Source organism: Daejeonella sp. (assembly GCF_030695525.1).
Classification (GTDB): domain Bacteria; phylum Bacteroidota; class Bacteroidia; order Sphingobacteriales; family Sphingobacteriaceae; genus Daejeonella.
Genome location: NZ_JAUYSS010000002.1, coordinates 1 through 23,960, shown reverse-complemented (window position 1 = coordinate 23,960; position 23,960 = coordinate 1). Strand labels below are relative to the sequence as shown.

The 23,960-nt window shown below is 39.8% G+C and carries 20 protein-coding genes; 8 read left to right on the top strand and 12 right to left on the bottom strand.

The features are described from left to right. Positions 1 to 262: 262 nt before the first annotated feature. Both Q8S11_RS00135 and Q8S11_RS00130 read left to right on the top strand, forming a co-directional pair. Positions 263 to 1,597: a glycosyl hydrolase family 28 protein gene (locus Q8S11_RS00135; protein ID WP_305660041.1), complete on the top strand. Its 1,335-nt coding sequence runs from the start codon at positions 263 to 265 to the stop codon at positions 1,595 to 1,597. Positions 1,598 to 1,667: 70 nt separating this feature from the next. Continuing rightward, positions 1,668 to 2,261: a hypothetical protein gene (locus Q8S11_RS00130; protein WP_305660040.1), complete on the top strand. Its 594-nt coding sequence runs from the start codon at positions 1,668 to 1,670 to the stop codon at positions 2,259 to 2,261. 258 nt (positions 2,262 to 2,519) lie between these two features. On the opposite strand, the gene Q8S11_RS00125 is transcribed toward Q8S11_RS00130, so the two are convergent. The 7 genes from Q8S11_RS00125 to Q8S11_RS00095 all read right to left on the bottom strand — a co-directional run bounded on the left by Q8S11_RS00125 (position 2,520) and on the right by Q8S11_RS00095 (position 9,414). After that, on the bottom strand, positions 2,520 to 3,014 hold the full coding sequence (locus Q8S11_RS00125) for a DinB family protein (protein WP_305660039.1): 495 nt from the start codon (positions 3,012 to 3,014) through the stop codon (positions 2,520 to 2,522). Positions 3,015 to 3,078: 64 nt separating this feature from the next. Next, the gene (locus Q8S11_RS00120) at positions 3,079 to 4,029 is read right to left on the bottom strand and encodes a YafY family protein (RefSeq protein WP_305660038.1); all 951 of its coding nucleotides are present in this window, start codon (positions 4,027 to 4,029) and stop codon (positions 3,079 to 3,081) included. Positions 4,030 to 4,108: 79 nt separating this feature from the next. Next, positions 4,109 to 5,848 (bottom strand): LA_2272 family surface repeat-containing protein, encoded by a 1,740-nt coding sequence (locus Q8S11_RS00115; RefSeq protein WP_305660037.1) that lies wholly within the window; start codon positions 5,846 to 5,848, stop codon positions 4,109 to 4,111. A gap of 10 nt (positions 5,849 to 5,858) precedes the next feature. Next, the gene (locus tag Q8S11_RS00110; RefSeq protein WP_305660036.1) at positions 5,859 to 6,812 is read right to left on the bottom strand and encodes a FecR domain-containing protein; all 954 of its coding nucleotides are present in this window, start codon (positions 6,810 to 6,812) and stop codon (positions 5,859 to 5,861) included. 5 nt (positions 6,813 to 6,817) lie between these two features. Continuing rightward, positions 6,818 to 7,402, bottom strand: a complete 585-nt coding sequence (locus Q8S11_RS00105) for an RNA polymerase sigma-70 factor (RefSeq protein ID WP_305660035.1) — start codon at positions 7,400 to 7,402, stop codon at positions 6,818 to 6,820. A 152-nt stretch (positions 7,403 to 7,554) separates the two neighbouring features. Beyond that, the gene (locus tag Q8S11_RS00100; protein ID WP_305660034.1) at positions 7,555 to 8,205 is read right to left on the bottom strand and encodes a GIN domain-containing protein; all 651 of its coding nucleotides are present in this window, start codon (positions 8,203 to 8,205) and stop codon (positions 7,555 to 7,557) included. A gap of 69 nt (positions 8,206 to 8,274) precedes the next feature. After that, a complete protein-coding gene (locus tag Q8S11_RS00095; protein WP_305660033.1) occupies positions 8,275 to 9,414 on the bottom strand; it encodes a hypothetical protein in 1,140 nt (379 codons plus the stop codon). A 615-nt stretch (positions 9,415 to 10,029) separates the two neighbouring features. Between Q8S11_RS00095 and Q8S11_RS00090 the strand changes: the two genes are divergently transcribed. After that, positions 10,030 to 11,343 (top strand): DUF3887 domain-containing protein, encoded by a 1,314-nt coding sequence (locus tag Q8S11_RS00090; protein WP_305660032.1) that lies wholly within the window; start codon positions 10,030 to 10,032, stop codon positions 11,341 to 11,343. A gap of 67 nt (positions 11,344 to 11,410) precedes the next feature. On the opposite strand, the gene Q8S11_RS00085 is transcribed toward Q8S11_RS00090, so the two are convergent. Further along, positions 11,411 to 12,820 carry an alkaline phosphatase PhoX gene (locus Q8S11_RS00085; RefSeq protein WP_305660031.1) on the bottom strand — a complete coding sequence of 470 codons (1,410 nt, stop codon included), beginning with the start codon at positions 12,818 to 12,820 and terminating at the stop codon, positions 11,411 to 11,413. A 208-nt stretch (positions 12,821 to 13,028) separates the two neighbouring features. On the opposite strand from Q8S11_RS00085, the gene Q8S11_RS00080 reads away from it, so the two are divergent. After that, entirely contained in the window at positions 13,029 to 14,351 is a 1,323-nt protein-coding gene (locus Q8S11_RS00080) for a sensor histidine kinase KdpD (RefSeq protein WP_305660030.1), read from the top strand. A gap of 4 nt (positions 14,352 to 14,355) precedes the next feature. Here the strand turns inward: Q8S11_RS00080 and Q8S11_RS00075 are convergent, their stop codons facing one another. From Q8S11_RS00075 to Q8S11_RS00065, 3 genes are all read right to left on the bottom strand, one after another. After that, complete coding sequence (locus Q8S11_RS00075; RefSeq protein WP_305660029.1) at positions 14,356 to 15,588, bottom strand: MFS transporter; 1,233 nt, start codon at positions 15,586 to 15,588, stop codon at positions 14,356 to 14,358. Positions 15,589 to 15,660: 72 nt separating this feature from the next. Beyond that, positions 15,661 to 16,188, bottom strand: a complete 528-nt coding sequence (locus Q8S11_RS00070) for a hypothetical protein (RefSeq protein ID WP_305660028.1) — start codon at positions 16,186 to 16,188, stop codon at positions 15,661 to 15,663. A gap of 190 nt (positions 16,189 to 16,378) precedes the next feature. Further along, positions 16,379 to 16,747 carry a hypothetical protein gene (locus Q8S11_RS00065; RefSeq protein ID WP_305660027.1) on the bottom strand — a complete coding sequence of 123 codons (369 nt, stop codon included), beginning with the start codon at positions 16,745 to 16,747 and terminating at the stop codon, positions 16,379 to 16,381. Between the two features lie 140 nt (positions 16,748 to 16,887). Between Q8S11_RS00065 and truA the strand changes: the two genes are divergently transcribed. The 4 genes from truA to Q8S11_RS00045 all read left to right on the top strand — a co-directional run bounded on the left by truA (position 16,888) and on the right by Q8S11_RS00045 (position 22,088). Next, positions 16,888 to 17,688, top strand: a complete 801-nt coding sequence (gene truA, locus Q8S11_RS00060; RefSeq protein ID WP_305660026.1) for a tRNA pseudouridine(38-40) synthase TruA — start codon at positions 16,888 to 16,890, stop codon at positions 17,686 to 17,688. A gap of 380 nt (positions 17,689 to 18,068) precedes the next feature. Continuing rightward, positions 18,069 to 19,226 carry a low specificity L-threonine aldolase gene (locus tag Q8S11_RS00055; RefSeq protein ID WP_305660025.1) on the top strand — a complete coding sequence of 386 codons (1,158 nt, stop codon included), beginning with the start codon at positions 18,069 to 18,071 and terminating at the stop codon, positions 19,224 to 19,226. A gap of 46 nt (positions 19,227 to 19,272) precedes the next feature. Further along, positions 19,273 to 20,349 (top strand): dsDNA nuclease domain-containing protein, encoded by a 1,077-nt coding sequence (locus tag Q8S11_RS00050; protein ID WP_305660024.1) that lies wholly within the window; start codon positions 19,273 to 19,275, stop codon positions 20,347 to 20,349. Between the two features lie 44 nt (positions 20,350 to 20,393). Beyond that, on the top strand, positions 20,394 to 22,088 hold the full coding sequence (locus Q8S11_RS00045; RefSeq protein WP_305660023.1) for a hypothetical protein: 1,695 nt from the start codon (positions 20,394 to 20,396) through the stop codon (positions 22,086 to 22,088). Between the two features lie 58 nt (positions 22,089 to 22,146). Here the strand turns inward: Q8S11_RS00045 and ltrA are convergent, their stop codons facing one another. Further along, entirely contained in the window at positions 22,147 to 23,475 is a 1,329-nt protein-coding gene (ltrA, locus tag Q8S11_RS00040; protein ID WP_305660022.1) for a group II intron reverse transcriptase/maturase, read from the bottom strand. Positions 23,476 to 23,960 lie beyond the last annotated feature (485 nt).

Here is a 23,960-nt window from a genome sequence, read left to right as displayed (position 1 = left end):
GAGTATTGAGTATTGAGTATTGAGTATTGAGTATAGAGTATTGAGTAAAATATTCTCTTTATAATTAAAAATATTTCGTTTTTTAATAATAATTGTAAGCTTTAATAACAGTAATTCAAAACTACGGAATTAACAAAAAGTATTTGTTAAACTTAGAATATGATTTGTTTAAAAGTGCTTCAAAAGAGTTGCAATTAGCCATGTAAAATAAAATTGATAAGTTTAATTATCCAAATTCATTATCCACCCTTAAAAATTCAACATGTTTCGAATAAAACTACGAGGTACTTTCTTTTTCTTATTACTACAATGTTGTATTCTGCAGATTCAAACAAGTGCAGGAAAAGAGCTAAAGAAGGCCGGGAAAATTGTCCCTGGACTTGAACCGAGCAAAGCAGGAGCTGTAATAACACCTAATAATTTTAAAGGGACTGATGCCGAGCGCATTCAAAAAGCTATAAATGCAGCAAAAGGCAAAAGCAATAAAGTTGTTATCCCAATGCAGAATTCAAAGGGAGGAAATATCTGGAAGATTGACCGGGCGATTTTATTGCCCAGTAATATGAGCTTGATACTTGACAATTGCATTATTCAATTATCGGATAGCTGCAGGGACAATATGTTCAGAAGTGATAACGTAGGTGCCGGAATAACAGATCCTGCATGGAATTATAATATCAGTATTATAGGAATAGGGGATGTACAATTGAGAGGTGCAGATAATCCACGATCAACAGGGGATGCTTACCGTACACTTACATTAACTAATGAGAAAGGAAGAGTAAGTTATGGTAGTGATGCCGGAAAGGAGGGCATCAAACAGAAAGGAGACTGGCGTAATAATATGATACAGATTGCAAAAGTGGATGGATTTAAGTTAAAAAATATAACAATTAAGAACTCACATGCATGGGCTATCAGTTTTGAACGGACCATAAACGTTGAATTGTCGGCATTGCGGTTTATAAATCCGGAATATATTCAGGTAAATGGAACTGAGGTTAAAACATATAATAAAGACGGTATAAATCTGCGTCACGGCTGTAAATATTTCAGGATAGACAATATTACCGGGATAAATGGCGATGATTTAATTGCCCTTTCAAGTCTGGATGCTGCACCTTATTATCATACCAATGGGGATATCAATTCTTACCAGGTTACTTCCACCAGGTGGGCTGGTCCTGAAGATGATACCGAGCAGGTGTTTATTACAAATTGTCAAACGAATTATACAGGTGTTGCTATCAGGGCAAGTGACAATGCAAGCATACATCATGTATATATCAACGGGGTTATTACAAAAGCAAGACCCGATACCCCGCCTCCCTATGGTGGCAGCCCTTATACTGTATTGGTAGGTGGCCGGGGTTATGGTGATAATTCGGTCAGGGGTAAAATAAATAATATTTATGCGACAAATCTTTTCGGTGATGGAAAATCATTAATTCTGGTTGAATCTCAAGTATCTGATTGTCAATTTATTAATGGTATGTATACTGGGACTGCCCCCGATGCAATAACTTATAATGTTGACAAAAAAACAACTACAAACATTACTGAGGTCAACTTAATAAAGGTGGCAAAAAGCCAGTAATAACTATTCAGACTCAGTTCTAATAAATTAATAAAAGAGGTATTTGGCATTATATCTGCATTAAGTGTGTATGAAAAAAATTCTGTTAATTAGTTTTATTGCCTTGATTGCTTCAGGCTGTGGAGTATCCAATAAAATCAGTATGCTGGAACAATGCCGCTACGATATAAAATCTGCGGATAGTGTCTATGTTGGTGGCAGGGATATTACAAGACAAATCAAAACCGGAACATTCGACCTTGGCAGTCTCCCCGAGCTCGCCATTGGGCTTTTAAGAAAGGATATCCCCTTAAGGGCAAGGCTTAATCTGGGAATTGAAAACCCCGGATCAAAAGCTATTGAGATTAATCAGTTCGATTATATCATTTCATTTAAAGGCCAGGAACTGGTCAATGGGACTACAGATGGCCGGATAGATATTAATCCGGAGGAAACTACTGTTGTGCCAATAATGATCCGTGCCAATATTTACTCCATCCTATCCGATAGAAACACAAGAGAAGAAATCTTTTCCTATCTGAGAGGGTCGGAGGGTAGAGAAAATATGCCGAAAAGTCTGATCAGCATTAAAGTTCGCCCCAGTATACGGGTTGGAAATAAACTGATCAAATATCCGGGTTATATCACTATTGATAAAGAATTGAGCAGTAGTATGTTCAAGTAATACGTAGCAGATAGGCCGCTCCCCGACTCAGGAGCGGCTTTAACTGTTAGATAAAATTGGCGAAGGTCAGGGTTTAATAGAACTGTGCTAAGTTTTTAAACCCGATTGTAGCGGATACCGGCCTGTGGTTAAGCCCTGTGGAGTATGAGCGAAAAGCGGGGTTGCCCTTAATATCAGCACAACAGAAGGTTTCCTATAAAACCTATTTAACACCCTGACATAGCACCCTAAACTTTATAGTTAGATAATCATCCCGCTTTAATTCGCCTCATCAGCACTAGGTCCATAACTTCCTGGAATTGGAATATTCAGCAAGCGGAGATATACTCCCAACTGTGCGCGATGGTGAATAATCTGGCTGAAAGTCATGCGAATCATATCCTCTTTTGAGGACACCACATGAATCATATCACCTGTTCTAAGCGTCCAGTCGGGAATCAGGTCTTTATCTTCGGCCTTTGCCAGGTTGGTTCTGGCATCTTCAAGAGAAGTTTCCAGAAGTTGAAGTAATGCTGATGTACTGCGAACTTCAGGAGGTGAATAAGGATGAACAGCGAAATCCAGTCCGTCGGTATTTAAAGTCATTCCTACCCATCCAGGTAATTCAGCAATATGGGTTGCAAGGGTTTTAACATCCATGCTTTTTACATGTGGCTTCCAGCTGAATTTATCATCCGGTATCCTTGAAAGCATTTTTTTTGTTGTTTGAGCTTCATTTTCGAGCTCCTTAAGGAAGTTTTTGATCAAAATCATAGTTTTATCTGTTTAATTAAATACAAATAAAACCCCGGCGAATGACAACCCTATGTCAACAGGATTATAAACTTTTTGATATTGCCCCGATCATCTGCCTTACATGATTCTTTAATGATTCTGATTCAATTATTGTAGCAGAACCCCCAAACATCATAAACCATCGGGCAAAACTTTCAGGAGAAGAACATAAAAAGGTCATTTCCAGCTGATCATCAAGAACGCTTTGGGAGACAAAACCGTAGTAATATTTCTGATTATCAAGCCAATATGCTTTAGATTGAGGTAAACTGATCACAATAAGCTCCAGATTTTCTATGTCTTCAGTTTTTCTGCTCTGCAGGTATTCTTTCAAACCCGGATGTGACTTTTCAAAGGGGGTATCGCTTGTGTGAATAGATAAAATACGGTCAAGCCTGAAGTCACGATAATCATTCCGCATCCGGCACCAGGCGATGAGATGCCAGTAATTATCCGTAAAAAAAATTCCAATCGGCTCAACCAGGCGTTCGGTATTCTCCTGTTTATAATTTGAGTGGTATTTTATTCTGATCACTTTTCCCTGGTCCACACTTTTCAAAATTGGTTGAAGCAAATGCAGATCGGGCTGTATGGGCGCATCTCCGGGCCTTCTGAAAACCTCAATCCGGTCGTCAATACTTTCAAGCAATTCTTTCTCCGATAGATTTAATACTGCCCTGATTTTATACATTGCAGAGCTGTAATTTCTGCTGTTGGGGCCATCGGTCAATTTAGCCACCAGTTTTTCTGCAGTAAGAAAGGCGATGGCCTCTTCAGGGGTAAACATAACCGGAGGCAGACGAAATCCATCTACAAGTGAGTAACCGATACCGGCCTCACCAATCAGTGGGATCCCTCCCTGCTCTAATGTCCGGATATCACGGTAAACTGTTCGTAAGCTTATCTGAAAACGATCGGCAATATCCTGGGCCTTAACCACCCTTCTTGATTGCAGTTGTATAAGAATGGCAGAAATACGATCGATTCGATTCATAAGGTGATTGGGGTAAATATAAAAATTAAGCAATTAATTTGATTGATCAGGATCCAATTCAATCAATCATAAACTAGAATCAGAACAGGGTAATTCCGGCAGACCAGCCTAACCAGCCCTTTGTTTTTGTTGAATAAACCTTCGCAGATTTTGGTGCAACCCTGGCTCGGTAAGCCTCCTCACTCAGACTTGCCGGGTCGGAGTAATAAAATGAGTACGAAGGTCCGGCAAATGCACTTAATCCTTTAAAAAGTTTAAACTGCATATTTAACTGACCCTTAGTCAGGATATTCGGATAATCCCAATTTCCGAGATATAGCCCCTGGGATGATAGTTCTGCAGAAGCTGATAGCTTTTTACTGAAAATAAAATCATGGCCCATACCATATCCAGCAGAATAAACCCGATCGTTAAGTCCATAACTTCCTGCCAGAATCAGCATGGTATAAAATTTTGCAGTCCCGGTCTTTACGGCCAGCTGGGTTCCAAAAATATCTGTGGATGATAAGCTCACTTTATGATATCCCTTATTTACCCAGTTGATCAGGCCAAGGCTAAAACCTGAAGAGGTATCAGCAACATTAATCAGACCGATCTGTATTCCTTTCATCTCTTTCGCAAAGTTGAAAATCCCTCCGATCTGTATACCCTTCATTTCTTTTGCGGCCACATTTCCAATACCTGAGATTTGAACTCCACGGGTATTGCCCGAAACCAGATTTCCAATACCGGCCACCTGCATTCCATTCAAATCACGTCTTACATGGTTAAATATCCCTGCAGCCTGCCAGCCCTCAGTACCGCTTCGCACATCATTCACCAGGCCAGCTGCCTGAAAACCGACAAGACTATCCAAAACTGAATTTACCAGGCCCCCAGCCTGAAAACCCCGCACCGAACCTCCAACCAGATTGGCCAGCCCGGCTAGCTGAACATATTGCACATTATTTTTACTGATATTGAAGAGTCCCGCGACTTCTGCACCATCAACGCCGGCAGTATAGCCTCCCAAAATATTCAAAGAGGCTTTATTTATAACCTGGGAACTGAACATACCATGTGAACTTAGGCCCGGAAGCAGCGAGGCCTGATAGGGACTGCTGGTTAGAAATCCCGATATATTCAAACTTTGTATTTGCTGCTTTGCTGAGACCAGAAACCTTCCGATTCCAAGTTTCTCGACAATATTTGAGGCATAGGACATATATTCCTCATCCTCATAGGTATATCCCTCAGGTTTAATGGTCACGGTTGAGAGAAACATCATACTGGTATCGCGGTAGGACTCCTTGCTCAGGGTTAGAATAACCGATTGGTGGCTGCCCCTGATCCGCAGCTTGAAATATCCATCTTTATCGGTCAGATTAGATTCCAGAAGGCGTTTTTCATAAACACTCGCATCAGGAACCTTTTTTCCTGTTTGCTCATCAATTACATGACCGCTGATCAGGTAATGCCGCTGATCCGTTTTAATAATATCAGGCTGAATAGAAAATCTTCTGATCGTAGATCGGAGAATTACATAGTTTGCACTCTCACGGTAATCTGCCATGTTTAGAAAAATCCGGTCGAGTATATCACGAACGGTTTCATTTTTAACATTCAATGTGACCAGGCTATCCGGATTAAAAACAGTACCGCTGTAGGAAAAAATAAAATTTCCTTTCCTGCTAATTTCGTTCAAAACCTCAGCCAGGGGCTTTTTATCTGCGTTTATGGTGATACGCCGGTATAATTTGGGAATTTCAGCAGAGTGCTGTGCCTTTAAGGATAAGCCAGAGCATATAAAAAGCATGATTAACAGACTCTTCAGTTTCATCAATCTGCCCTTAATTTAAAATAATCTTGTCACCCTCTTTTTGAACCTTAATTCTAAGGGTTTCCGAAATAATATGAAGTATGGTATCGAGTGATTCACCCTTAAATGTTGTATTCAGGGTCAAATCGCGCAATTTTGGATCGGCGATTTCGATTTTAACCTCATATGCCTCATTCAGGATCTCAACCATACGCCAAAGCGGGGTATTATCAGCTACAAAAATATTTGTGCGATAATAATTATACAAATTATCTGTGCTAAGCTCTTTTTGCAATTTGGCCTCAGTACCTTTTATCAGCACTTTTTCACCCTTTTTCAATTCGATCTGCTGGTCTTTTAAACTCACCCTCACCAATCCGCTTTCAACAATCACCTCAGTGAGATCGCTATTCTTTTTAACATTGAATGATGTTCCCAATACCCGGATGTTCACCTGGTCGGCATCGATAATGAATGGCCTTGCTTTATCCGGACTTACATCGAAGAAAACCTCACCCTGCTCCAGCTTAACGCTGCGCATATTTCCTTTAAAATCCTTTTTATAAGAAAGTACAGCATTCTTATTCAGTGTAACCTCAGAACCATCCGGTAAAACCTCTGTTCGAACCATTTGGCCTGAGGATATGGTATTGTATCCATTTTGTCTAAGGATCAAATAGAATGACCATGCCCCGGCAATAATAAATAAGACGGCAGCAATACGGAGCCAGCCAAATCTGTTTGAAATTGGACGGATAACTGCCCTCGGGGCGGTAGCAGGGATTTGTTCTTTAAATTTAACCCAGGCTGCCTCCGGGTCGACCGTACTATTCTGTTCGAGCTTTTTACTTTCGTTCCAGATCAGCTCAAATCGTTCAAATTCTTTTCGGTTTTCAGAATCTTCAGCAAGCCAATGGCTCAACTCAATATCCTCTTCCGGACTTGTTTCTCTAAGCAGATATTTTATTAACAGATCGTCGCTCATCCTGTTCAGGAATTAAAAAAATCGCTGTGAAACAAAAGTATTATTGAAGGCAAAAAGTCAACTAACTTGATGCGAAGTATTTTTAATGCTTTTCCCATCTGGTTTTCGATGGTTTTTACCGAAAGACCGAGCTGATCGGCAATTTCCCTGTATTTCAGCTCTTCGAAACGGCTCATCTGAAATATGGTACGGCATTGCTCAGGTAGCTCATTCAGTGCTTCCCTCAAACGCAGCCGCAATTCATCCAGCTCAATCTTATCGGAGGTTTTCCCGGCTTGTCCGTTCATCGTAAAAACAGCATGGTCCTGATACTTCAATTGTATTTTTTTATGATTTATATAGTTCAGGCAATCATTATGAACACATTTGTAAAGATAGGCCTTTATGGATGTCTGAACATCCAGGTTTCCGCGTTTTTCCCAAAGTTTCAAAAACATTCCCTGAACAATTTCCTCGGCATGACTATCCTGATGCAGCATCATACTGGCATAGGCATGCAAAGCCTTAAAATGTGCTTTAAACAATTGTTCAAAAGCAGCATCATCATATTGTAGTCCGGTGGTTTTGTTCCCTGTGTGTATTTGTTCCAATTGCAGGCTCCGCTCTGATTTTGCCTTTTAGACTTTCAAATACCCCAAATTGTTACATTAACTCTCCGCCTGATTTAATAACCAGGCGGAGAGTCGGCCTGCGGTTTCCCTGTGTTTGGTATTATCACTAATCCCATCCGAATGACCTTCACTTAAAATTTAACAACAGTACCGCTTCCACTGATCTCGGAATCAACCGCTGCATTTCCGGTATAGTAGATTTTCCCGCTTCCGCTGATTCTGACCTTGAGCGTCTTCTGTACACTTAGGCGTACATCACCACTGCCGCTAATCTTAACATCCCCATTATTACTGAGTATCTTCTCCAGATTAGCATCTCCTGAACCTGAAATAGTTACATTCACTTCATCCGCATTAAAAGCATCATTCACTTTGGTATTTGATGAACCGCTTATCGTTAAACGAAACAGATTTTGTGCAGGGAAATTACCATTGATATCCAGCTTCCCGCTGCCACTCATTGATGCACTATTAATTGCCGGCATAGTGACAAAAACCTCGATATCATCTTTTCGTACATTCACAAATTCATAACCAAGGTTCAATATTCCATTGTGGATACTGGTTTTATATCTTGGAATCAGGTTTCCTGAACCCTTGATCTCAACTTTAAATTCATTTCCATAGGTAATTTTAATCGGGTTAGCTCCACTGCTGTGTACCCCGGTAAATGTACCGGGATTACGTACTTCGGTCATAATATTTCCATCAGCAACCAGTCTGTCTTTGGTGCATGAAAAAAAGAATAAACTGATAATTGCAATAAATAAAGTAGTTCTCATGATTTTTATTTTTTAATTGTTATAATTCTTTTAATTAGGCGTTTATGTAATATTTTTATTGTATTTAAATTAGAATAAGAAGTTAATTCCGGCATTAAATCCGATGTAGATCCCTTCGAAATTATTGCCCCAACGATTCTCCCAGGTGCGGATGTATTTATCTGTAATCGCCCTGCCTTCGGTTGTATTGGTATTCACATAATTGAATACCGGTCCGCCGAATAGCTCCAGCCCCCGAACCGGTCTTAAGGATGGCATTAAGCGAACTGAGGATTTGAAATATTCACCAGATTTGAAGCTTTCGAGTGTTTGGGTTGTTATTTCAGCATTCATTCTGAAAACTGAAGTATTCAAAAAATGGGCACCTAAACCTGCTTCAAAGGCATATACCTCTTCTTTATTTCTGAAATTATATCCGGCAGCAATGATTCCGTACAATATTTTACCGCCGGAGCGAAATGAGAGCAAGCCAGTCTCATTTTCATCAATGCTAATTCCGATGCCTTTTTCTCCATTCCTGATAATATTGATGATTCCAAGGGGATAATCACTACTGTCGGCAACATTGATAAAGCCTGCAGCCTGTACCCCGCTTACTTTTCTCGCAACATTAATGAAACCTGCAAACTGTGAGCCCTTTACATCCCCTGCAGTATTAATAAAACCAGAAAACTGTGAGCCTGTTATTTTACGTGAAACATTACTGAAACCTGCCAACTGCGGCCCGGTTACATCTCTTGCTACATTTGCAAAACCCGCTAACTGCGCACCCTGCACATCCGTGGCTTTGCTTAAGAAGCCGGAGAACTGGGCGCCTGTAACTTTGCCTTTAGAAATATTGCTAAAGCCGGCAAATTGCATCCCTTTTGCTTCGAAATAGCTATTCATAAAGCCGGCAAACATCATCCCTTCTACCCCTTTACCTACATGATTGGAAAAACCTGCAAACATGATCCCCTTTACATCATTCTTTACAACTGAGGATATTCCTGCAAACGAAAAGCCTCTCTCTGCGGCAGAAACCCCTGCAATTATATTCAGGGAGAAATAATTGGTGTCTGCAGCGGCATGTGTTCCATTGGTACTGATCGGGTAGGCAAATCCTATATTAACCTTATCAGATTGTACTTTCTGAGCATTAGCAGTAAAGCTCAATGCTATAATGGCTAAGACAAAAATCCATTTTGCATAGCCCGAATAGTTGTTCATTTTTATGTTCATTTCTTTAATATTTGGGATGAGACAGGTAAAAGAACTTTTACCCCTATGCCGGATGAAAAAAAATTTCAACCCTCTTTCGATGTGAATAGGATCGATTCTTCATAATAGCAGGTCTGTTTGTTGATAAACCCGATTGTAGCGGATACCGGCCAGTGATAGAGGTTCATTGTATTATTTAAGAGTCCACTTAGACTCTATGGGTTAAAATCGCTGTGTGGAATATGGGGTTCCCGCTTTCGCGGGAATGACAAAGGTTGTTTGGTGGTTAGGAGATTCCAGCTTCCGCTGGAATCGAAATGTAAACCTAAATGCCTGATATTGAATTGAATGAGTTTGTTAATCCGAAATAAAGACATTGAAATAAAACCTGAGGAGAACAATCGAAAACCCTGTTTACATCTGGAATGTACTCAACAGCAGGTATCCCAACTAAAGAAACTCTCATACCACCCAGAAAAGCATCTTAAACCCGATCATTAAATAGTATATTCCAAACAAGGTGTTTTTTCAGATACCATGCAAAGCCTGTCTGGATTTTATTCTGTGTCCTTTAAACCTTAATTTTATTATCTTTCGAGCCTGAAATAGAAATTTATTAAACTGATGAAATCATTTAAGATCCTTTTTGTACTGTTATTTATAAGTCAGATCACCTTTGCCCAAAGCATTGTCAATCTGATCAACCGTGCCGATTCGTTTTTCGACACGATGGATAAGGGTAATTTTGAGGAGGCACATGGCTTTTTTGATGAGAGCGTAAAAGGCCAAATCTCTGCAGATGAATTAAAGCTATTCTGGCTCAGACTTGGAAACAGCCTTGGAACCTATGAATCTGTAGATGGTGCCAAGAACTCTGTTAAGGGTGATTATTTTGAGGTTACTCTGACTTGCGGATTCTCAAAGGGATCTCAAACTTTCACTTTTGTATTCAATAAATCTGAAAAACTGCTGGGATTCTTTGTTACACCTGTAGCAACTGAAGCCGAATACGCTGCTCCGGCTTATGCAGATACAACACTTTATACAGAGAAAGAGATCAGCATAAAATTTGAAGATGGCCAGATGGCCGGTATATTTACCAGTCCGAAAAATTTAACCAGCTTCCCTGTAGTTATAATGGTTCATGGTTCAGGCCCCTCTGATATGGATGAAACTGTTGGGCCCAATAAACCTTTTAAAGATCTGGCGGCAGGGTTGGCAGCTAAAGGAATCGGGAGTATCCGTTATGTAAAACGTAGCATGGTTTACCCAAGATCCTTTAATAAAGCATTTACCGTTAAAGAAGAAACAATTGACGACGCATTGAGTGCAATTACTCTGGCAAGTACCCTTCCAGGTGTAAACAAAAGCCAGATTTACCTCTTAGGGCATAGCCTTGGAGGTATGCTGGCACCAAGAATTGCCACTCTTGCTCCATCATTGAATGGGATTATCCTGGCAGCTGCTCCGGCAAGAAAACTATCTGATCTGATTGCAGAACAGAATATTTTCATCTATAAAGCATCCGGTGATACCACTGCCGCAGGTAAGCAGCAATTTATTGAATCATCTAATGAAATAGACCGGTCAAGACTTCTTAAACTGGGCGACATCGCTCCTGATTCGATTATACTCGGTGCACCGGCATCCTATTGGATAGATTTGAATAATTATGATCAGCTGGCCACATCAAAAAGAATTAAAAACCGCATTCTTATCCTTCAGGGAGCGCATGACTTTCAGGTTTCTGTGCAGGATTTTAATATCTGGCGGACCACACTGGCAGCAAATAAAAATGCCTCATTTAAGCTTTATCCGGATCTAAACCACCTCTTATCTTCCCAAAAGGAAAAAGGAACCGGTGCCCAGTACCGCACACCGGCAAACGTTAATCCGGATCTGATCAATGATATTTCGGTTTGGATTAAAGGGAAATAAACCCGTTTTCACATAAGACAGAAGCTCCGGCAAATTTGCCGGAGCTTCTGTCTTATTAACTATTCCCTTAACTATATGTATTCCAGGGACCGGTTATTGCCAGGGTTAGTCCGGGGGACTGAATATTTACAAACAAGGTCTTGCCTGAAGGTGAGAATACCGGGCCTGCAAATTCTGATTTGGGGTATCCTACATTTTTGGCAATGACATAAGTCTTACCTTCGGGAGTAATTCCAATAATTCTTGCATCCGACTTATCCTCACAAATGATTACATCCCCCCATGGAGCTATAGTGAGATTATCACAACTCTGAAATGTATCTATATCATTGGATTCGAGAAATAATTCCAATTTTCCGGGTGATTCGCGTTCACGTTCATGACCTTCGTACTTACTTGGAATGTATTTAAAAATTTGCCCGTAACTTTTATGCCCTCCGTTTGTACAGGCAAAAAATAGTTCACTCTTACCATACCAAATCCCTTCTCCACGGGCGAATCGGGCCGCACCTTCCTTATAGCCTCTTAATCGAAGATCATCATCAGGAGCCTCAACATTATCCAGATCAATCCAGTGTACATCAAAGCTTTTCTTTTGTGGAAATTTATCAGTGTTCAATTTCTCCCAATTCCTGGTATCTGCACTTGCCCATTCAGATATGACCATACATTGCAATTTGCCACCCTTATGCAGATCGGCAAACTTATTGGGCAGGTAGCGGTAAAAAAGGCTGTCTCCGGTATCCTCGGTCTGATAAACAATGCCTTTAGAAGGATGAACCGCTACTGCTTCATGCACAAAACGACCCATAGGTTTGATTGGTACTGGTGCGGTTAGACCGACCTTATCTGAAGCAAAAATTTCGAAATTATAGCCATGGTCCAGCTCAAGGTTACCCTTTTCACCACCTTTTATCAGTGTGCTTTCCTCGCAGGTAATCCAGGAATTCCATGGAGTAATACCTCCTGCACAATTTCTTACTGTACCAATTAAACTTAAATATTCGAGCTCTACTTTCTGCAGTTTTTCATCATAGACCATGGTGCTTGTCCCGCCATAACAGAAACTCTCAGTATTCCCGAAATCATATACATCCTTTCTTTTGACTTTATGAAGCAGTTCATTATTATTACCAAATGGCCCGTTTGCTATTGCCCCGGGCGAGAGTTCGTGATTTCTGATCAGAATGGTTTTATTATTTTTCCATTTAAAAACACCCATCCCATCAAAAGCTCCGGGGACTGAAAACCCATCGTTCATTAGATCCCCCTTCCGGGATATCACTTTTGCTGTAAAGCCCTTAGGTAAGCTCAAAATATCACCCTGCCGGTGGGTTAATGAGCCATAATTGCGCAGAAAATTACCTTCTTCAATAAATCCTAAGGCAGCTGCATTGGCAGCAAACTGGCTCAAACCCAGAAAGCCAAGACTTACCAATCCTGAATTTCTGATAAAATTTCTTCTGTTATTATTCATCCAAATAAATCTAAACTTAATTTTTAATAAAATCACGTATATAAATTCGAATGTAATCAGTAAAAAAGAACATGATGTTAGGAGTATATTATCTTATAAACAATCAACAATTTCAGACAATTTGTTCAGACAATTTTCAATACAAACTGATCGAATTAAAAAATTTTATCACTTGCTTATCAGTAAATTGATTAGAATTGTTCATTAGATGCCATTGATTAAAAAACTTGTTTTGAGAGCAGATAGCGTAAAAAAATATATAATCAATTTAATAGGTCCTAAAGAAGACTTCCCGCTCGAGGCACGTATTTTCCATACGATATGTCTCATATCATCTATTATTCTGATTACAAGTCTGCCTATTAATATCTTTTATGGATTTTACGAACTTGCTATTTTGATGGGCATTGTTCAGCTTACTGGTTTGCTTTTATACTTCCTATCCCGGGTATATAATAAATTAAAGCTCAGTATAATACTCTTTGGGCTGTTGGCAAATGCTCTTTTTGTGACAAATTTTTACTTCAACTCAGGGATCAACGGCCCGGGACTGATGTTATTTCTGCTCTGTATTTTCCTGATAACTGTAGTGGTTCCCAAAAATCAATATCCTTTTTGGCTGGCATTAAACATCCTGGAAGTTATGGTTCTGCTGTATTCATCATACCATAACCCCACACTGATTGAGCATCGTTATCCTAATCTATTTCTACAGTATGCAGATATCGCATCGACTTATATTCTAACCGCTTTACTCATTTTTATTGCTACAACTTATATTCGAAAAAGCTACCATCAAGAAAAAATTGTGGCAGAAGAAAAAGCTGAAGAGCTGAAAATATCCAATGAAACTAAGAACAAACTCCTATCTATTCTTGCTCATGATTTGAGGTCACCACTAGGTTCTATTCAGAATTACCTGGAAATCCTCTCGGAGCTAAATTCTGATGAAATTGACCGGAAATCAATCGAAGCCAGCCTCCTCAATGAAACAAAAAACACCCAGCAAATGCTCAGTAATCTGCTTCTCTGGAGTAAAACACAAATGGAAGGGGTAAGTGTCAACCTCCTTCCGGTAAATCTTAAAGAATCGATATTACCTGCTATCAGGGCACAGCAATCTATTGCAATTGAAAAGAATATAAAGATTGAGGAGAATATAAATAAATCGATCATGGTTTTAGCCGATAGGGATATGCTTCAGCTTGTGATCAGAAATCTGGTAAATAATGCTGTAAAATTCACTGAAGCGGGCGGGCAGATTGGAATTGAGGCAAAGATAGAAGGTAATATCTGTTTGATCACAATTAGTGATACCGGGAGGGGTATTCCATACGAAATGCAGAAAGATCTCTTCTCTTTGGGAGTAAAATCTACATTTGGCACACAAAATGAAAAAGGTGTGGGTTTGGGTCTCTCACTTTGCAAGGAATTTACAGAACTTCAAAACGGAAACATACGCTTTGAAAGCGAGCCCGGTAAGGGAACCCGCTTTTTTATCAGCTTTAACCTTGCCTCAGCCTTAGCCTGAAAACTCAGGACTTGGTCTTAATATTTGGCAGAAAAGCCGTAATTAGACCGATCAGAGGCATAAAAGCACAGAGCTGGTAGACATACTCTATGCTTGTTCGGTCGGCTATTCCTCCCAGAACTGCAGATCCGATTCCAGCCATTCCGAAAGCAAAGCCAAAAAAGAGTCCGGATACCATCCCAACCTTTCCAGGGAAAAGTTCGTGGGCATATACCAGAATGGCAGAAAATGCAGAGGCAAGGATCACTCCAATTGGAATAGTCAGCATTATAGTCCAGAAAAGATTGGCATGGGGCAGCAAAAGGGAAAAAGGTGCAACACCCAGAATTGAAGCCCAAATCACATATTTTCTGCCAAATTTATCGCCCAAAGGCCCGCCAATGATTGTCCCGGCCGCAATCGAAAAAAGGAAAACAAATAGATAAACCTGGGAATCCTGAACCGAAACTCCAAATTTATGGATCACATAAAAAGTATAGTAGGTGGTCATACTGGTGAGGTAGATATACTTAGAAAAGATCAGTACCAGTAGAATCAGCACAGAAAAAATTATCATTTTTTTAGGAAGTACCTGTACATGGGCAACTACTTTTTCAGGTCGCTTCGCTTTAATCCTGATCTTACGTTTATACCATCCTCCTATATTAATCAATAAAATAATCGCGAGCAGCGCAAGCGCAGAGAACCAGATAATATTTGACTGACCATATGGAACAATTATTAAGGCCGCTAGCAAGGGTCCAATAGAACTGCCAAAATTGCCTCCCACCTGAAAGATAGACTGAGCCAATCCACGCCGGCCACCAGAAGCCATATGAGCCATCCTGGAAGCCTCCGGATGAAAGATAGATGAACCAATACCCACCATTGCAACCGAAAGAATCAGTATGTCAAAACTCGCTGCCCGGGATAATAAAATAAGCCCTACAAGCGTAAATCCCATCCCGATAGCAAGAGAATAAGGTTGAGGTTTACGGTCGGTATATAAACCCACGAAAGGCTGGAAAATGGAGGCTGATAACTGAAATGTAAGAGTAATTAAACCAATCTGGGCAAAACTCAGACTGAATGTATCTTTTATTACCGGATAAATTGCTGGAATAATAGATTGTAAAGCATCATTCAATAAATGGGAAATACTGATCGCAATTAGAATCGGATAAACGGTCTTTCCTGAAATGGTATTTTTGTCTTTTAGAGCTAAGCTTTGTGGCTGCTCAGTGACCTGCTTATTCATTGCTAATATGATTCTTACAAATATCAGTTCTTAAAATTAAAAAAGCGAAAGCCTAAAGGGAAAAGGGCTTAATTAAATGGAAACTTTGGATTGGAATACCTCTCTTAATTGCCAGATAGCTTTGTTTTTGTCGGATGAATTACCAATGCGGATAATATCACATAAGGCAAGTAGCTTGTACAATATTCTATCCTTCTTTACCGCCTTGACCACCGATGGATAAAGCGGCAAAATAGTTTGCCCCCGCTCTTTTCCCTGGTTATCAGCCCAAACCAGCTTTTCTTCGGTTGAGAAACTTAAATAAAGGGATGATTCAGAATGGGCAGTATACATTCCCTGCATTACTGGTCCAAGCTGTGCCGGGAAAACATAGGGTAGCCCAAATTCTAAAAACTTCAGAAAAGCTTCCCGGTTTACTGATCTATTCTGAGGATTCAGCAGTCCCGAAATCGCCGATCGATTTAAGGATTCACTAACCTCTGAGGCGGAAATATAAAGTTTTGAGGATAAATCTTTAATCCGAATCTCCTGATCAGAATCAATAATAAGTTTCAAAAGGACTACAATATCTTGAGGGCGCATGCCCTTATGCTCTTTCATACCAGAAAGATAATCAAATGTTTTTTAATTCGCAATTCGCGAAACAGCTCTGCGGCTCAAGGCCGCAGTGACAAGTGGTTAATTATTAATATTGTGAAACATTTCTGGCCTATTATCCAGGTGTCGCATTGGGCTTGATCCACTGCCTGTGATTACGCGCTGGACCCTGTCAGTGCGGGCTTGACCCGCACTACAACGGTGCTCCCACCTGAATATCACACCTGTGCCCAGGCTGACCGTGCGCAGGGTTAATCTTTAAACCTGCAGGAACGGGCGATGGCAAAGCCGGTGTTGCCTGAATATTCTGAGGATTTGCAGCAGGTATAGGATTCCCATCTGTGTTAACCAGGGGAGCTCCTACTGCAAGATCACATCGATGCCCGGGCTGACCGTGTGCCGGATTAAGGCTCGGATTATCCCCGCTACCTTGAGAAGGGATTGCCGGAGTTCCCTGGGTGGTAATAGCAGGTTTCGCTGCTTCATTACGCTGGTCCATCATAACTGCAATTACAGTCGCACCGGCAAGGATTATTCCTCCAATTATAACGATAGTCTTCATTTTCTTCTTATTTATCCGGTTTAAAATCTTTAATTAAGGAACCGGTCATGTATGAATTACAAAATTACTAATAATTTAAACAACACGGGTTTGCCGGCCATTAAATTCGATTTACTAGCTTAGCAGAATAAAGCTTGCAATTGAGATATTTTGTTCATATCGGCTATAAGGGCACCAAATATTTCGGCTGGCAAAGACAGCCTGATAAGCTGAGTGTGCAGGAGGTTTTAGAAAACAGCCTTAGCCGGATCTTTAAACAAAACATTATAATTTACGGCTGTGGCCGCACTGATGCAGGGGTACATGCCAGCCAGTACTTCTTCCACATGGATATAGAAAAAGTCTGGAATTTCGATCTCTTTTTCCGGCTAAACCGCATACTTCCGGATGATATTGCACTCTTTGATATTATCCCGATGGAAGCTCAAGCGCATGCCCGCTTTGATGCCATTCAACGGGTTTATGATTTTTTTATCCATACTTATAAAGACCCCTTCCTGAGCGATAGCAGTTCCCTTTACCTGAGACAGAGTTTCGATCTCAGGCAAATGAAAAAAGCGGTAGCCTTACTTCCGCAATACGAAGATTATCGTGCATTCTGCAAATCACCAGATAAAAACGAACATACAATCTGCCATGTTTCTGCCGCCAATTTGTACACAAACAGCAATGGCGATAGAATTCGTTTCCGCATTTCATCCAACCGCTTTTTGGGCAGGATGATCCGCATTATAGCTCGTAAACTTATTGAAATCGGCGATGGTAACCTGAGTGTGGATGAATTTGAAAGCCATCTGATCTCCAAAAATATCCCTTCAAAAATATTGCCTGCACACCCTCAGGGACTTTTTCTCTCAAAAGTTACTTACCCCTATCTTGACCTGGAACCTAAAGCAAAGTTTTGGGGGACGGTGGAGGAATCATATTGGGAGGAAGTGTAATAAGCTTAAAGCAGAAAGCTTAAAGCTTAAAGCCAAAGGGATGTAGTCTAATCAGTTCATTTTAGGCCTACTAGGAATTTTGTGGGCTTATATGCATAATTTAACGTGAGTTCGATATATAAAAAACTAAGGCTCAAAATCTAAACACATAGATTGAAGCGAAGCTTCAAGGCTATCTGTGTCTAAAATGTAAGTTAGAAGCTATAAAATCCTATGTTTCTATGTGGTTTTTTTAATATTATTTCGAGTACAAGTTAATTTAGATATGATACTCCTTGTTTGTCTTAAAGTTTAAGCCAGAGATAATGACTGTTAATTATTTTCACTTGCTCGTCAAAAAATCAGATATTTAGTATTACCAAAACCATAAAAATAATCCGATGCACAGAAGAGATTTTGTAAAACTAGGCAGTATCATTGCCGCAACAGCCGTACAATCTGACGTATATGGCGGAGAAATTCCACAAAAAACAGCAGCGCTTGCAGGCAAAACTGTCGATTTCGTAAATGATGGCGTGCCATTGAGTCCGAAAGAATATGGCGAGTTATTAATGAAACTTGCTGACGAGGGTAAAATCAAAACCGACTTTTATTCCAACGGTGGTGTGGTGGAGGAACTGGAAAACAGATTTGCCAAACTTATGGGTAAAGAATCATCGGTTTTTATGCCTACAGGTACACTGGCAAACCATATGGCATTGAGACGTCTGGCCGGCAACAACCGCAGAGTAATTTTACAGGAACAAAGTCATATCTATCAGGATACCGGCGATGGTTGCCAGACCCTGAGTGCATTGAACCTTATTCCCCTCGGACTGAATACCACAGAAATGACCCTGGCCGAGATTGAAGAAGTGGTCGGCAAAACAGCAAAAGGAAGAGTTGCCTTAAAAGTTGGGGTAATATGTATCGAAAGTCCGGTGCGCAGGCAACAGGATACCTTGTTTGCTTTCGAAAACATGAAAGCCATTACGAATTATGCCAAGGCAAATGATATTAAAACCCATTTGGATGGGGCAAGGCTATTTGTACAAGCAGCTCATACCGGAATTGATCCCGCAACATACGGAGCCATGTTCGACACCTCCTTCACATCCATTTGCAAATGCTTTAATGCAGCCAGCGGGGCCGTTCTGGCAGGTTCAAAAGAATTTACCCACGACCTATTCCATGAACGCAGAATGTTTGGTGCCGGAATTCCGGCAGTTTGGCCTTTCGCTGCGGTGGCTCTGCACTATGTTGATTCATGGATAGAGGAATATAAAAGTGCCTGGCAAAAAGCAGAGTATCTGTTTACCGAGATCCAGAAAGATGAGCGCTGTAAAATTGTTAAATACAATAATGGCTCACACATTGTGCACCTGGACCTCAAAAACATTGATAAGAAACGTTTTTCGGATGCACTTGCCAAGCGCAATATCCGTCTTTCTGCACCAGACTCAACAGGCTTTAACTTAAAAGTGAATATCTCCATGAACCGGATGACTGCTCAGGAGATTGCAGGTAGTTTTAAGGAAGCGATGAAGGAGGTGGGTTGAGAAACATGCTATAATACAACCGAATTTGGCGGGCTCAATATAAAAAATGAACATAGATACCAAGATATTAACCACAAAACCGAGAGAAGAATCAGGCTCAAAAACTTCTAGAAAATATCAATTCCAGAAGGACTTATCCTTGTATATTCTAATCAAGGAACATAATTTCAGAGATGACTATCTCTTTCTTTTTGACTTTCATGAAGACCTAATTATTTCCAATTCTTCAAGCAGCTTAAAGGACTTGGAATGTGTACAGATAAAATCTAAGGACAAAGGAAATTGGACAATAAAAGATTTGACTACACAACCAAATGGAAAGAATTCCATAATTGGGAAACTTTACCAGAACCGAATAGTATTTGAAGACGCTGTAAAATCGTTGACCTTTATATCGAATGGTTCATATAGTTTTAAGAATCTTAAAAGTGGAACTGATTCAAAAACACTTATTGAAATTCTACCGTATGACCTAAGTGATGACGACAAAAACGAGTGTGATAAGACGATTAAATCTGAGCACACAATCACCATAAGCGAATTTGAAAACCTTGGTCAATTCAAGGTAACGTCTTTGAGTAATTCCGAAAGTTCAACTCATTGTGTTGGAGCCTTAGCATCTTTAATAAACTCGCTAAACCCCTCTAGTAAAATAAATTCCCAATTAGCATATGAGCAAGTTTTCAGGGAAATCACACGAAAAACTAACGAAACTGTTGGAGATAAATCTTTCAAACATTTTTCTGAAATAATAAATATAAAAGGTTTATCAAAGTCAGAATTCATTGCTTTTTTACAAAAGGCAGGATTATATAAAAGTGTAGAAGAAGAATGGAGTGAAGTAAAAGCAAGTTTGGAACTTGACAGCATTAGCCATTTAGAACTCATTAAATTTAAAAATGGTTGGAGAGAGATGTGTGCTAGATTAATAACAGATTCGAGTAGTATTCCACTTAGAAACTTACGCCATGAAATTGGCGATATACTAATCAAAGAAAATCATAATATTAAATCTCTCCGATTACTTGGAATAATTAACCACATATTCAATCTCATAACAAACAAAAGTTATGAAGAATACTTCATTAAATGTTTAATCATAAATAGTATAAATGAATCATAAAGGAAGTCTCAAAAATTTAGTACGTAATCTTAGAAAAAAGGAGAATGAAAAACTTATACATATCGGAAATCCAGCTGCTTTCTCAAAAAGAAAAGAAGGCAAAAAAGGTTCTATTCGACAGGAAAAGAACACTGATTCACGGTAAAAACCACACCGGTAAGTCCTCCTTAATTAAGAGTATCTATTGGGCATTGGGAGCTGAACCATTGTTTAATCAGAAATTCAAAAATACTAATGTCTCTGCATTCTTGAAGTTTGAAATTGATGGGACAAAATATTCAATTTTGCGAGATGGGAAACTTTTCGGTTTTTACAATGAGAACGGTGATCTAGTAAAGAAGTTTACTTCCGTCACGAACGAGCTAGGTCCATATTTAGGGGAGTTGTTCAATTTTCAACCACTTTTCCAAAATCAGAAATCTGAGTTTATAGTACCACCTCCTGCATACTTGTTTCTACCTTATTATGTTGACCAAGATTCAAGTTGGAGCAAAAGTTGGGAGTCGTTTAAACAATTACAACAAATAAAGGATTACCGAAATCAAAGTATATATTATCATTCAGGAATAAGGCCAAATGAATATTTCACTACCAAAAAAGAAATTCAAGAATTCATTCAAATAATTGAAGAAACAGACAAAGAGAAAAAACTAACTTCGAAAATTCTTTCAGAAGTCAAGGAAAAATTAGCTCAAACCAATTTTAATATTGATGTTGACTCTTTTAAAGCAGAAATTGTAGAATTATTAACGGAATCTCAAAATTTGTTGGCTAAAGAAGAAAAACTGAAAAACAAACTTCACGATTTATATCACTTACAGGCCTCATTTGAAGCACAAATTAATATCGTTAAACAGGCAATACTTGAAAGTAATAAAGACTTAAAATTTGCTTCTGACGATTTACCAGAAATAGTTGGTTGCCCAACATGTGGTGCTGAGTATGAAAACTCATTTGCAGAAAGATTTGAAATTGCAAGAGACGAAAGAAGAAGTAAAGATTTATTGCTTGAGCTAATGAAAGATGTTCAATTAGTCAATGCTCAAATAGAAAATGAAAAGGCTTCACTCTCTTCGGTCACAGCTGAAGTCTCAAGGATAAATGAAATCTTAGCAGAAAAAAAAGGCGACTTAAAACTAAAGGATATTATTGATAATGCAGGTAAGAATCAAGTTAAGACGATTTTTTCTGAAAGGTATGCGGAACTTAATGAAATACTAATTTCAAATGCACGAGAAAAGGAGAAACTAGAGAAAAAACTTAAGGCATTCGAAAGCAAAGAAAGAAAATCTGAAATCCTAGATTTTTACACTTCTAGAATGTCTTCATTTCTTAAAAAGTTAGACATTCATTCTCTAATTACAGATGATTATAAAGCATTAACTACTAAAATAGAATCCAAAGAAACGGGAAGTTCAAGACCACGTGCGTTGATTGCATATTATTTTACATTTTTCCATTTAATGAAGAAATATTCTTCGTCTACCTACTGTCCAATAATTATCGACTCTCCCAACCAGCAGGACCAAGACGTTGAACATATTGATAAGATAATGAGCTTTATCAATCACAATCAACCAAGCAATTCTCAAATGATTTTGGGATTAGCGGAGACTTATGGAGAAGATTTTAATTGTAAGGTTATAGAATTAAAAGAAAAATATAGCCTACTACAAAAATCAGAATATGAGGATGTCGCTGACGAAATGATTTTGAAACAACAAGAACTTTGGTTTTAATAAAATACTGAACCAATCGAGTAGACGGCCGTGAGCCATAAAGCCCACGGTTCGCCTCTCACACCACTGTACGTACGGTTCTCGTATACAGCGGTTCGTTAAGATGTGGAGCTACTTTTTGGTAGTGTTCGAGCAATGATTCGTACCCTTTCTTAGCCAGTCGTTTCAAAGTAATGGTAGTTCCTAAAATAGGACTTTGAGCTACCGCCCAGCCTCCCTTTCTGGTTCTACTCCACGCATAGGCATGGTCTTTGTCAACTCCCAATCGAATAAGATTTCTCCGTTTCCTTTCGGGTTTCTTCCAGTCGTGCCAGATGCAGTATCTTAGTCTGTTGCGCAACCAACTGTCGGTGTCGCCGAGTTTGCCTGTTATACTTGCCATTCGGAAGTAATTAAGCCAGCCTCTTTGTACTTCTTTCAGTTTGTGGATGCGTTCTTCAAAGCTACTTGGTGTGGTTTTCCTTGTGATGGTTTTCAAGCGCTGCTTTAGCGATTTCCAGCTCCTATCGCTTACCACCAGTTGATATTTGCCTTTCTCGCCTTTGGTATACGTAGGTACAAATTTGTATCCCAGTATCTCGAATTGTACGGGTCTGCGGATGCCGCTCTTCTCTTTGTTGATAGGAAGTTTTAGTTTGTCCTTCAAGAACAAATAAACACTGTTACCAACTTTGCGAGCTGCGGTTTTGCTTTTGGTATAAATACTAAAATCATCGGCATAGCGTACATAGCGGTTTCCTTGCTTTTCCAGTTCTTTATCCAGTTCATCTAACATGATATTGGATAGTAATGGACTTAGCGGACTGCCTTGCGGTACTCCTTTTCTGCGTTTGCTGAGTTTGCCATTTATTAAAATGGGTGCTCTCAACCATTTGCGTATCAGGCGTAGCGTCAAGGGGCATTTTACCTTGCGATACAGCAGTTGTAGCAGAATACAATGGTCCACTTCATCGAAGAAGTTCTTTAGGTCTATATCAACAATGTGCTGATAGCCTTCATTGATATTCGTTTGTGCTTGCTGTACTGCTTGCTGGGCATTGCGGTTAGGTCGGAAGCCATAGCTGTGCTTCTTGAATTCCGCCTCGAATAACGGCATGATTGCCTGGTGTACCGCTTGTTGTAGCCAACGGTCGGTCACCGTTGGTATGCCTAACAGGCGGATCTTCCCGTTGCTCTTGGGTATTGCTACCCCTAAGATGGTTTGTGGCAGATACTTTCCATTGCATGCATCGGCAACTATCTTATCCCTGTTTTTATGCAGGTGGTCGGACAGTTCCTTTACTGACATACCATCCACGCCTGCCGAACCTTGGTTCGACATCACTTGCTGATATGCCCGCAGCATGTTCTTTCTGTTTACTACCTTTTCAATCATCTTTTCTAACATTTGTTTTCTCTGTTCCGCTTATCGTAAGGCTTTCACCATTGGCGAATCCTTACGGCATTTGGAACATCTTAACGTTCAGTCCTTCATTACTTTTGTGAGTCCTCAGCAGTATCTATTTGCAGCTCGTTACTTGTAACTACTATGACCTCGGCTGACTTCTTGATATAGCTAACCCGTAGCTTTCAAGACCTCCCTCGGTAAGGTAAATACCCTTCAGTCTACTCCTGCTGAATCTACATAAATGAGCTTTGGTAACCGTTGGACTTCGATATGCTGTGCCATCTCATCCGCTCTAGTATGCCTCTTATCCAGTTTCTGTTCGTCAGTGCAGACGTTTGCAGTCTCGCTTACTTCAGTGCTTGGGTCACCCCAAACCACCTTGCGACTTGCTAATGCTTCCGGACGTTACTCCAGTGCATAAGGGACTTGCACCCTCTGGGGATTCTTTTCTAAAAGAACTATATTTACCATTCAAGGCACACACA